Below are 10,730 nucleotides of genomic sequence, written 5' to 3' on the forward strand. Positions count from 1 at the left end.
GGTCAGGCGTCCGCCCGGCGGCCGATCGCCGCCGACACCGCCTTCAGGAGTGATCCCGCCCGCTTGTCGTCCGGCCCCAGAGCGATCATCCGGTTCATGACGTAGGACACCCCCACCCCGGCCCGCGGCCACGCCTGGTTGGCCGAGCCGCCGGCGCCGTCGTGACCGAAGGAGTTGCCGTCGGGGCCGGGCCTTTCCTTGGTCCGCAGACGGTAGCCGCCGCCTCCGTAGACCATGGGGACGCCGATCAGCTGGTCGGTCTTGACGACGTGTACCGCCCTGGCCTCGTCGAGCAGGGTCCGGGAAAGCAGCGCGGGCCGCTCCTGCGGGTCCCTCGCCGCGTCCATGGCCAGCAGCCCGTACATCCTGGCGAACGACCTGGCCGTGCCGATCACGTTGGCCGCGGGGATCATCCGGAACCTGCGGTCGGGACGGTTCCAGGTCTCCTCGTCCGCGGGGAAGGGACGCGGGTTCTGCCAGATCCGTTGGGTGAGCGGGTCATCGCTGGTGAAGAAGCCGTCGAACTGCGGAAGGAAACCGGTCCCGTACTCGGTGCGGGCCATGCGGTGGTCCAGGTCGGGCGTGATCCCGAAGTGGATGTCCAGGCCGAGCGGTCCGGCGACCTCCTCGGCGAAGAACCGGTCGAGTCCGCGTCCCGTGGACCGGCGCACCACCTCGGCGACGATCCAACCCGCGGCGTAGGGGCCGTACAGGATGCCCTCCGCACGCTCGTCGGACTCCGGCGCCTGCCGTGCGAGCAGGCGGGCCATCCCCTCGGCGTCGCTGATGTCCTCCTGCCTCAGCGGTGCGGCGACCGCCGGCACGCGCGCGGTGAAGGTGACCACCTCCCGGAGGGTGATGTCCGCCTTCCCGTTGGCGGCGAACTCGGGCCAGTAGCGTGCCACGGGAGCGCCGAGGTCGAGGATCCCGCGGTCGACCAGCACCAGCAGCGCCGTGACGAGCACGCCCTTGCTGCCGGAGAAGATCATCTGCATGGTGTCCCGCTGCCATGGGCGGCCTGTGGTGGAGTCGGCCAGGCCGCCCCACAGGTCGACCACGGTGACCCCGTGCTGGGTGACGGCCAGGGCCGCCCCCTGGTCGTCCCGCTCGGTCATGTTGCGTTCGAACTCCTCGCGCACCTCCTCGAAGCCGGGTGCGGTGAAGCCGTGGACGGTCCGGGTGCGGTCATCGGTGGCGGTCATCAGGAGGTTCCTTCCGTGGGGACCGGCATCGCCGGTGGTGCTGTGGAGTGCGCGGAGGAGGCGGGCAGCCGGAGCCGCAGTCCGTCCTCCCCGAGGTCCTCGACCCCGACCAGGGACAGGTCGGGTATCCGGTGCGGCCCGTGGACCGTGGGAGCGTCGTGGTCGCCGACGGCCACGGGGAGCGCGCCCGCCGCGTGCGCGGCGCGCAGCCCCGCTTCGGTGTCCTCGAAGACCACCGACGACCTGGTGGAGACGGCGAGGGCGTGTGCGGCGGCGCGGTATCCCTCCGGGTGGGGTTTGCCGTGTTCGACGTCGTCGGCTGAGACGACGACCGGGGGAAGCGGCAGGCCGGCCGCCGCCATACGGCCGGCGGCGAGCGCGCGGCCGGCCGAGGTCACCAGCGCCCATCGGTGGGAGGGCAGCGCCGCGAGCAGTTCCCGGGCCCCGGGAACCGCCGTGACGCCGTCGGTGTCGGTCTCGTCCTGACTGACCAGCCAGGCGGTCTCGGCATCGACGTCGGTTCCCGAAGGCGCGAACATGGCGACCGTCTCGATGGTGCGCCGTCCCTGTGCGGCCGCCAGGATCTCGTCCCCGTCCAGGCCGTGCCGGGACGCGAAGCGCCACCAGGTCCGCCGCACCGCGGCGGTCGAGTCGACGAGCGTGCCGTCCATGTCGAACAGCAGCGCCTGTGCGCGCAGGATCGTGGTCATCGCGCCTCCTCCGGAAGGGGTTCTGTCGGCCGCGGCCCCGGGAGGGCGTCGGCGTAGCGGCGGGCCGTGGCCGTGTCGTGTGCGAGCCTGGCCGTGTCGCCGTCCCGGTAGTCGTTCTCCAGGACCAGTGCGCCGATGCGCACGCCGTGGTCGGTGAGGGCCCTCAGCACGTCCGCCGCGGGCGGGTGCCCGCGGCCCAGGGGCGCCCGGCCGACGGTGCCGCCGTCGGCCTCCTTCAGGTGCACCTGGTCCGCCCAGTGCGGTGCGGCGTCGCGGACGAGCGGCAGCGGGTCGACGCCCGCCGCCCGGGGGTTCCAGGTGTCCAGGAGCAACCGGAAGACCGGCGACCCCACGCCCTCGACGAGTTCCCCGGCCTGGTCGGGCGCAAGGACGTTCTCGCTGGCGAGGAGCAGTCCGCGGGCAGCCGCCTCGGGGGCCGCCCAGCGGAGGACGTCGATGGTGCGGCGCAGGTCCGAGGGGCCCCCGATGGCGCTGCGCCGGAAGCTGGGGACGAACACCAGCGGCGCGCCCAGCGCGTGGCCGGCGTCCATCAGTCGGATGAGGATCCTGCGCACCCGGAGGGCGTCGGTGCCGCCCGGTTCGGCGGTCAGGCCGATGTCGTTGAGGACGTTGGCGGTCAGGGCGAGCACGGCGACACCGGTCTCCTCGGAGCGGCGCCGCAGGTGGGCGAGGGCGCCCCGGCGGTCGATCCGGGGGCCGCGCCCCGGGCCGCCGAGGTCGAGGTGGACCCCGTCCGCGCCGACCCGCGCCGCGAGGTCGACGGCGTGCCAGCCCCGAAGGTGCAGGCGCCAGTCGGCCACCCCGACCCGGACCCCGTTCACGGGTCCCTCCTTTCGGCGCGGTCCGAGACGCGGACGGCGAGTTTGACCACGCGCCCGCCGTCCACGTACCGGGATCCGCGCGCCAGCTCGGACATGATCCCGACGGCACCGTCGAGGTCGGTGCTGTGGGTCACGAGGTCTCGGTACCGCTCGGGACGCCGGCGCAGTTCGGCCGCGGCCTCGACGAGGTGGTCGTTGGAGACACCGCGGTGGCCGAAGACGCGCACCCGGTCACCGGACACCGTCGTCAGGGAGGCCACACGGGGAGGTCGCGGGACTCCCGCGCGGTTCGCGGCGCGCAGGCCCGCCAGGTCCGTGTCGGGCAGTGAGGGGATCCGCGTGTCGGCGGGCAGGCCGCCGACGACGTCGACCACTCCACCGTCCCCCACCCAGGACAGGGCCGTCTCCAGGCAGGAGGCCGTGGCGTCCCGGGGGGTGGCCACCACGGCGGCGACCGTTCCGGCGGGACGTGCGACGTCGGACGGCGCGGTGCCGGTCCCGTACGCCCGCAGACGGACGTCGGCCCGGTGGGGGGCCGACTCACTCCACTCCAGCCCGGTCCCGGTGTGGTGGACGTGGACGGTCCGCACCCCGGTCCCGAGCAGGTGGCCGGCCGCCCGGACGGCCAGGTGACCCACCGTCCCGTCACCGAACACGACCAGGGTTCGCGGTCGGTACCGGGCCAGGGCCCCGAGGGAGTAGCCGACCACCGCCAGCGGTTCGACCAGCGCGGCGAGCTCGTCCTCGGGGCCTTCGGCCAGCGGCACCACGAGGCCGGCGCGGACCGCGGTGCCCGGGACGAGGACGCGCTCGGAGAGCAGCCCGTCGACGTTGTGGCCGAGCAGGAAACCGGGATCGTCAGGGTGGGTGGGGTTGACGGTGACGGTGGTTCCCGGGCGAAGCCGGGAGTCCGTTCCCGGCCCCGCGGCGACCACGCGGGCGACCCCCTCGTGTCCGATGACGGGAGCCGGGTCGTCCCGCAGGCCTCGCAGCATCTGGATGTCGGTTCCGCAGACCCCGACCGTCAACGGCTCCAGAAGGAGCTCTCCCGGGCCGGGTTCCGGTGTGGTGCGCGTTCGCACGATCGGTCCCGCGGCCTCACGCACCACCGCCCGGTGCTCACGGAGCGGTCCCGCCGCCCTCGCTGAGAGCGCGGCGTGGCCGGCACCCTCCAGGCCGTTGGCCTCCCCGGGTCGGCAGACCACGACGCGGTCGAGGACCCAGCTCGGCTCTCGGTCGCTCGTGAGGTAGAGCCCGTCCCGGGAGAGGTGGTCGAGGAGGGCGTCGCGGTAGTGGTCGGCCAGGTGGACGGCCACCCCTCCGGTGAACGCGACCAGGTCGAGTTCGGGGTCGAGTGCCAGGGCGGTCCTCAGTACGTCGGCGACCGGGGCGGTGACGGCGGTGAGCAGTTCGCCCGCGATGGCGTCACCCTCTTCCAGAGCCGTGTGGAAGGCCTCCTCGAACCCCCGGCCGCCGGCCATGGCTGTCCCCAGCCGGGAACGCGCCCACTCCTCGCCCGTACGCTCGCGCAGGACTTCGGCCATACGCCGGATCCCGGGTCCGGACGCGTACGCGGCCACGTGTCCGGGGCCGCCGCAGTCGCAGTCCAGCTCCACGGGGCGTCCACGCAGGCGGGCGGTGGCGGGCAGGTGGCCCACCTCCCCCTGGAGCCCGCAGGCGTCGGTGGGGACGACGTCGCGGACCCGGTCGAGGACACGGCACGCGATTCCGGAACTGACGGTCATCAGCGCCACTTTGCGCAGGCCGGCGCACCGCGGCGATCCGGCCAGGTGCAACAGCGCGGCGGTGACGTCGTTGACCACGTGCCAGGAGACGTCCGGCCGCCTGCGCCTCAGTTCTCCCAGCAGGTCGAAGGGCTCGGTCTCGTCCCCCCACAGCGGGGCCGACCCGTAGACGGTGCCCGTGCGGTGGTCCAGGGCCGCGCCCAGGGAGACACCCGCGACCCGCGGCTCCGACCGCGCGGGCACGGCGTCACCGAGCGCGTCCAGCAACCTCTTCCTGAGCGCGTCCACCGGTTCGCCGGGGTTGAGGAGCATGCTGGGAGCGGGTTCCACGGTCACGTCGCCCAGCCCGTGTTCGCGTGACCACTCGGCACGGCGCATGTGGGTACCGCCGACGTCGAAGACCGTGACGCCTCCGGCCGTGCCGTGCCGCGCGGCGGGAGCCCCGGCGGCGGTCACGAGGCCGCGCCTTCGCTCTCGGGCACTCGCACACCGTGGGCGCCCTCAGCGTAGGAGGCGACGAACTCCAGGGCCCGGGTGATCTCCCGCGGTGTGATGTCGTTGACGAAATCGGCACGGCCGATACCGCTGGTCAGGGGGACGCGCTGGAGTCCGTCACGGTGCTTGACGGCGTCGGCCAGGGCACCCGTGAGCAGGTCGGCCGTGAAGACGGGGTCGGTCAGCGGGAGTCCGGCCGCGCGGATCAGGCCGAGGGCGCGCTCGGTGTCGTGGAGGGAGAGCATGCCTCGGCCGTGGGCCAGGGCCACGCAGACCGCCATGTCGATCGCCACGGCCTCACCGTGCAGCAGCGGCGGGTCCGCCAGCAGCTCCAACGAGGGGCTGAAGGTGTGGCCGTAGTCGACGGCCCTCTCCAGCACGGTCTCCCACAGGTTGGGCTCCAGCTCGTCCAGCATTCCGGCGATGGCTCGGGAGATGACCTCGACCGGGAGGGGGCCGCCGTCGGCGAACGCATCGGCGTCCAGCCCGGGGACGGACCGCTCCAGCAGGGAGAAGAGGGCGGGGTCGACGACCAGCGCCATCTTGATGATCTCGGCGAGACCGTTGGTGATGTGGCGCGGTTCGACGGTACGCAGGAACTCGGGGTCGATGAGGGTCGTCTCGGGCGCGTAGTAGGTACCGAGTCGGTTCTTGTGGTTGCCGTGGTTGATACCAGTCTTGACACCGACACCGGCGTCCACCTGGCCGAGCAGGGTGGTGGGCACGCGAACGTAGGGAACGCCCCGCCGGTACAGGCTCGCCGTCATCCCGGCCAGGTCCAGGCAGGCACCGCCCCCGACGGCCACGACCCTCTCCGAACGGCGCAGGATGCCCATCCGCATCATGGCGTCGGTCATCTCGACGACGTGGTCCAGCTCCTTGGAGTCCTCCCCTCCGGGCACGGAGTGCCACTCGGGTTCGATCCGCCACGCGGTGAAGTAGTCGTGCAGTGCCTCGCCGTACAGGGAGTCGACGGTTTCGTCGACCACGACGAAGCAGCGTTTGACCGCGGTGCCGTCGGCGCCGCAGGCGTGGGCGAGGGTCGGGTCGTCCGGTGAGAGCAGTCCTCGGACCACGCTGACCTCGTATCCGACCCGCTGCCAGGCGTGCACCCGCCAGTTGAGGCCGGGGAGCCGGGGAAGGTCGGTCCATACGGGTTTCAGGATGTCGGGGCTCAGGGTCTCTGCGGTCATGGGGAGTGTCCTTCGCTCTGGTCCCGGTCGGGGACTGGTGTGAGGACGCGGACGCGCGCGGGGTGTGGCCGCGTCCGCGCGTCGGCACGGTGCCGTTGGTGGGCACGGCCGGTGGATCACAGGCTCCGTCATGCGGTGGTGTCGGCCCCGAGGGGCGGCCGGCGTCCCCCGGGTACGGGGAGGGCCGCGGGGGCCGGGGTCCGGCGGGGCGGCCGGGGTCTGGGGAAGGGCGCGGGGCCGGCCCGGGACCGGTACGGGTCTCGTACGCCGTCGGCGTCGGGTACCGGTCCCGGGCGGTGGCGGTTCAGTCCTCCGGGGCGCCCATGGGCGCGGGCAGGGCGTCGAGTTCGGCCATGTCCTCCTTGGTGAGGACCAGGTCGGCACCGCCCGCGTTCTCCTCCAGGCGCTCGTGCTTCTTGGTCCCGGGGATGGGGATCACGTGGTCGCCCTGGGCGATCAGCCAGGCCAGGGCCACCTGGCCGGTGGTGGCCCCGTGGCGCTCCGCGACACGGCCGACGGTCTCCACCAGGCCGCGGTTGTGGGCCAGGGCCTCCTCGGTGAAGCGCGGCTGTGTGGCGCGCCAGTCGTCCTGGGGAAGGTCGGAGGGCTTGCTGAACGCGCCGGTCAGCAGGCCGCGCCCGAGCGGGGAGAAGGGCAGGAACGCGATGCCGTTCTCCCTGCAGTGGGGCAGGACGTCCTCGAAGGCGTCCCGGGTGAAGAGCGACGCCTCCGACTCCACCGCGGAGACGGGGTGCACCTCCTGTGCCCGGCGGATCTGGTCGAGGGCGACCGCGGACAGTCCCAGGGAGCGGACCTTGCCCGCGGCGACGGCCTCGGCCAGCGCCCCCCAGCTCTCCTCCAGCGGCACCTCGGGGTCGACCCGGTGCAGGAAGTAGAGATCGATGTGGTCGACTCCCAGACGGGAGAGGCTCCCGTCGACCGCCGCGCGCAGGTGCTCCGGGGTGCCGTTGAGGCCGAGTCCGTTCTCGTCCACGACCAGGCCGCCCTTGGTCGCCAGGACGACGTCGTCGCGGCGCCCGGCGATGGCCTTGCCCACCAGCTCCTCGTTGGTGAAGGGCCCGTAGGCGTCGGCGGTGTCGATGAGGTTGACGCCCAGGTCGAGCGCCCGGCGGATGACGCCCAGGGAGCGGTCGTCGTCCCGTCCGTGCGGGTCGTACCCGAAGGACATGCCCATCGTGCCGAGTCCGACGCGGCCGACCTCCGGTCCGTTCCCGCCCATTGTCGTCGTGCGCATTCGTGTCTTCCTCACTGTTGCGGTGTCACTGTGCTCTCCGCCCCTTCTGCTTCACGGGGAGCGGTCCGTCCGGGTTCAGGAACCGATGGACTGCCCGTGTCGGAACACGTCCTGCGGATCCCATTCGCGTTTGGTTCTCAGGAGGCGGTCGTAGTTGCCCTTGAAGTACAGCTCGTACCAGGGCGTGGACGAGGTGTTGTGGTTCGCGTCACCGAGGTCGGCGTCCGGGTAGTTGACGTAGCACCCGTCGGTGACGGAGCCGGGCACCGGGACCCCGCCGGTCCCGGCGTAGACGTCACCGTAGATACCGCGGACCCAGGCGAGGTTGGCCTCGTCGTCGGACGGGTCCTGCCAGTACGACTCGTAGTTCAGCTTCATGATCGAGTCGCGCTGGGCGACGGCGGTCTCCTCGGGCCCGACCGAGGAGATCGCGCCGCCGGCGGAGGCGAAGATCGCCCCGGCGAAGCGGCTGCTGTGCTCCTTCTCGGTGAGGTGGCGGTAGATCGTGGCGATCTGGTCCGCGGGCATGGGGGCGCGCATGTGCGCCGACTTGTGCTTGCCCCGCATGTTGGGGTCGGTCTGGGTGGGCGAGACCGTGCCGATGTACCGGGTCCCGCGCATCCACGGCAGGCGCTGGGTCGTCGAGTAGCGTGAGTCGGTCACACCGGACCGCCGTACTTCGCCCCCTCCGAGGCCGATGGCGTCGTTCAGTCCCGCCAGGTAGTCCGAGAGCACCGCGCGCGCCCGGGGCAGCCCCGCGTCGAGCTGGACGATGACGTCGATGCTGCCGCTGCTCCTGTGGTTGAGCATGAGCCAGCTGAAGAGCGAGCCTCCGGTGCTGCCGGCCTCGTTGTTGTCGCGCAGCCACGTGCCGTAGAAGTCCACGAGGGAGGCGAAGCCATCCCTGGTGACCTCCTCCCAGGGCCAGGAGACGGTGGAGATGAAGATCTCCGACGGTGGCCGGGGAAGCAGGTCCGACGGGTCGCCTTTCGCTCCCGGGGTACGGAACCAGTAGCGGGTGACGATCCCGAAACTGCCTCCTCCCCCGCCGGTGTGGGCCCAGAAGAGGTCGAGTTCGCTACCGGTCGAGTCGCGTCCGACGATGATGCTCTCGGCCCTGGAGCTCCTGTCCACGACGACCACCTCCACGGCGTGCAGGTGGTCCACGGTGAGGCCGTACTGGCGGGAGAGCATGCCGTACCCGCCTCCGGCGATGTGTCCGCCGGCACCGACCGAGTAGCAGATACCGCCGGGGACGGTGACTCCCCAGCCGGCGAAGAGGTCCTCGTAGACCTGGAGTAACGAGGCCCCCGCGCCCACTTCGAACGCGTCCCTCTTCTCGTCGAAGGAGACCTGGTCCATCAGCGCCATGTGGATGATGACCTCGGTCTCGGAGTTGAAGACGAAGTCCTCGAAGCAGTGGCCGCCGCTGCACACGGTGATGCGTTTGCCCCGGTCGACGGCGTCCTGGACGGCCTCGACCACGGCTTCGGTGGTGCGCGGCAGGACCACGCGCTCCGGTTCGGCGACCCACCGCTGGTTGATACCGGAGATGTAGTCGAGGTAGCGGGGGTCCTCGGGCCCGACCTGGACGAACGCCTCGTCCTCGGCCGCGGAGGCGGGTGCCGCGTCGACGGACGCGGCAGAACCCGTCAGCCCCGCACCGGCTGCCGCCGCGGAACCCGTAACGAGAAATCCACGCCGATTGATCACGGCCATAGCCCACCTACCAGTCGATTCGAACGAGAAGAATCAGCCTCTGCTTGTCTTCCGTTGGTGCGGTCTGTTCACGCACCGAGGCACGGACACATAACAGCGGCCCCGGTGACCGTGCATCAACGAGCGGGGCGCCACTTTGTCACTTAACCCCGGAAAGGGGGGCGGACCTCAAAAAGAGTCGTGCTCACGATTGCCCCGGTCCGGCGGCCTGCTCCACGCTGCGCAGCGGATACACCGTTCGCGCGAAGGAGGAGACAATGTCGGCGATTCCCGGGGCACACGCGGTGCACCACGTCGCGTACACCGTTCCCGACCTCGATGAGGCGGTCGGATTCTTCACGGGAGTGATCGGTGCGGAACTCGTCTACCGCCTGGGGCCGGTGGAGGACCGCGAGGGGGACTGGATGGTCCGGAAGCTCGGCGTCCACCGGGACGCCTCGGCATGGATCGCCATGCTCAGGCTCGGGCCGGCGACCAACCTGGAGCTGTTCGAGTACTCCGCGCCCGACCAGGACCGCCGCCCTCCCCGGAACAGTGACTGGGGCGGGCACCACCTGGCGATCCACGTCGAGGACGTGGACAAGGCCACCGAGTACCTGCGGGGCACGGCCGGGGTGACCGTCCTGGGTGAGCCCGAGACGATCGAGGAAGGTCCGATCGCCGGTGACCGCTGGGTGTACTTCACGACCCCGTGGGGCCTGCACATGGAACTCATCAACATGCCGCCGGGGATGCCCTATGAGGCGGACACCCCGGCCCGCGTGTACACCCCCGACACCCCCTGGCGGAACGCCGGATGACGCGGACCGGTGACGGACGGGACACAGCGAACACACGAGAGGGGCAAGAAGCGGTGGAGACGACGAGGACGGGGGACGCGGCGGAGAGCACCGTCAACAGCAACCCCTTCAACCTTCAGGTGATCGAGCGGTTCCGGGCGGGGGGAGGCCGGGTCGAGGGCTTCGAGGGCAAGCCCCTCCTTCTGCTGACGACCAGGGGGGCGCGTAGCGGGCTGATGCGCACCACACCGCTGGTCTACCTGGAGAACGGCTCCCAACTGGTCGTCTTCGCCGCGAACGGGGGCGCGGCCACCGACCCGAACTGGTTCCGCAACCTCATGGCGTCCGGGGCGGGCTCGGTCGAGGTCGGTCAGGACACCTACACGGTCCGGCCGGTCCTGGTGGACGAGGCCGACCAGGAGGACCTGTGGGAGCGCCAGACGGCCCAGGACCCGAACTTCGCGGACTTCCGGCGGCGCACCGACCGGTCCGTCCCGGTGGTCGCACTGGTGCCCGCGGCCGACAACGTCGTTTTCTGAGCGCGTGAACAATTCACGTGGTCACGTGATGTGGCGGCTCCGGGAAAACGGGAGTATGTGATCACGGGGACGCGGAAACGGCCCCCGAGCGAAACGGTCCGCGAACCGGGCACGTTTCACCGTAAGTGAATCCCGCGCGGCCCCACAAGGATGGCGCGGGACGAGGGACCCGCCCGCCGCGCGGACACGATACTCGCCGCGGCGGGGGGTCCGTCCTCCAAAACCTAACAGCGTTTGTTTTGCATTCAACC

General features: G+C 71.6%; 9 protein-coding genes. 2 read left to right on the plus strand and 7 right to left on the minus strand.

What is annotated here, in order from left to right; genetic code table 11:
* Nucleotides 1-2: 2 nt before the first annotated feature.
* The 7 genes from A6A08_RS04880 to A6A08_RS04915 all read right to left on the minus strand — a co-directional run bounded on the left by A6A08_RS04880 (nucleotide 3) and on the right by A6A08_RS04915 (nucleotide 9,161).
* Nucleotides 3-1,202: a serine hydrolase domain-containing protein gene (locus A6A08_RS04880; RefSeq protein ID WP_073701316.1), complete on the minus strand. Its 1,200-nt coding sequence runs from the start codon at nucleotides 1,200-1,202 to the stop codon at nucleotides 3-5.
* Nucleotides 1,202-1,912 (minus strand): HAD-IA family hydrolase, encoded by a 711-nt coding sequence (locus A6A08_RS04885; RefSeq protein WP_073701317.1) that lies wholly within the window; start codon nucleotides 1,910-1,912, stop codon nucleotides 1,202-1,204. Before A6A08_RS04885 ends, A6A08_RS04880 begins: the two co-directional genes overlap by 1 nt.
* Nucleotides 1,909-2,754: a sugar phosphate isomerase/epimerase gene (locus tag A6A08_RS04890; RefSeq protein ID WP_073701318.1), complete on the minus strand. Its 846-nt coding sequence runs from the start codon at nucleotides 2,752-2,754 to the stop codon at nucleotides 1,909-1,911. The genes A6A08_RS04885 and A6A08_RS04890 overlap by 4 nt, the downstream gene beginning before the upstream one ends.
* Nucleotides 2,751-4,955 (minus strand): ROK family protein, encoded by a 2,205-nt coding sequence (locus A6A08_RS29080; RefSeq protein ID WP_083608866.1) that lies wholly within the window; start codon nucleotides 4,953-4,955, stop codon nucleotides 2,751-2,753. Before A6A08_RS29080 ends, A6A08_RS04890 begins: the two co-directional genes overlap by 4 nt.
* Nucleotides 4,952-6,187, minus strand: coding sequence for a sedoheptulose 7-phosphate cyclase (locus tag A6A08_RS04905; protein ID WP_073701319.1), 1,236 nt, complete (start codon nucleotides 6,185-6,187; stop codon nucleotides 4,952-4,954). Before A6A08_RS04905 ends, A6A08_RS29080 begins: the two co-directional genes overlap by 4 nt.
* A gap of 304 nt (nucleotides 6,188-6,491) precedes the next feature.
* On the minus strand, nucleotides 6,492-7,442 hold the full coding sequence (locus A6A08_RS04910; RefSeq protein WP_073701320.1) for an aldo/keto reductase: 951 nt from the start codon (nucleotides 7,440-7,442) through the stop codon (nucleotides 6,492-6,494).
* 75 nt (nucleotides 7,443-7,517) lie between these two features.
* Complete coding sequence (locus A6A08_RS04915; protein ID WP_073701321.1) at nucleotides 7,518-9,161, minus strand: FAD-binding oxidoreductase; 1,644 nt, start codon at nucleotides 9,159-9,161, stop codon at nucleotides 7,518-7,520.
* A 257-nt stretch (nucleotides 9,162-9,418) separates the two neighbouring features.
* On the opposite strand from A6A08_RS04915, the gene A6A08_RS04920 reads away from it, so the two are divergent.
* Nucleotides 9,419-9,961, plus strand: coding sequence for a VOC family protein (locus tag A6A08_RS04920; protein ID WP_073701322.1), 543 nt, complete (start codon nucleotides 9,419-9,421; stop codon nucleotides 9,959-9,961).
* A gap of 53 nt (nucleotides 9,962-10,014) precedes the next feature.
* Nucleotides 10,015-10,479, plus strand: coding sequence for a nitroreductase/quinone reductase family protein (locus tag A6A08_RS04925; protein WP_073701323.1), 465 nt, complete (start codon nucleotides 10,015-10,017; stop codon nucleotides 10,477-10,479).
* Nucleotides 10,480-10,730 lie beyond the last annotated feature (251 nt).

Origin of the sequence: Nocardiopsis sp. TSRI0078, from assembly GCF_001905145.1 — a bacterium.
In the GTDB taxonomy this organism is placed as follows: domain Bacteria; phylum Actinomycetota; class Actinomycetes; order Streptosporangiales; family Streptosporangiaceae; genus Nocardiopsis.

Excerpts from the sequence above, each read along its gene's own strand:
- A6A08_RS04880 (WP_073701316.1), bottom strand. The coding sequence starts at position 1,202 with ATGACCGCCACCGATGACCGCACCCGGACCGTCCACGGCTTCACCGCA.
- A6A08_RS04885 (WP_073701317.1), bottom strand. The coding sequence starts at position 1,912 with ATGACCACGATCCTGCGCGCACAGGCGCTGCTGTTCGACATGGACGGC.
- A6A08_RS04905 (WP_073701319.1), bottom strand. The coding sequence starts at position 6,187 with ATGACCGCAGAGACCCTGAGCCCCGACATCCTGAAACCCGTATGGACC.
- A6A08_RS04910 (WP_073701320.1), bottom strand. The coding sequence starts at position 7,442 with ATGCGCACGACGACAATGGGCGGGAACGGACCGGAGGTCGGCCGCGTC.
- A6A08_RS04915 (WP_073701321.1), bottom strand. The coding sequence starts at position 9,161 with ATGGCCGTGATCAATCGGCGTGGATTTCTCGTTACGGGTTCCGCGGCG.
- A6A08_RS04920 (WP_073701322.1), top strand. The coding sequence starts at position 9,419 with ATGTCGGCGATTCCCGGGGCACACGCGGTGCACCACGTCGCGTACACC.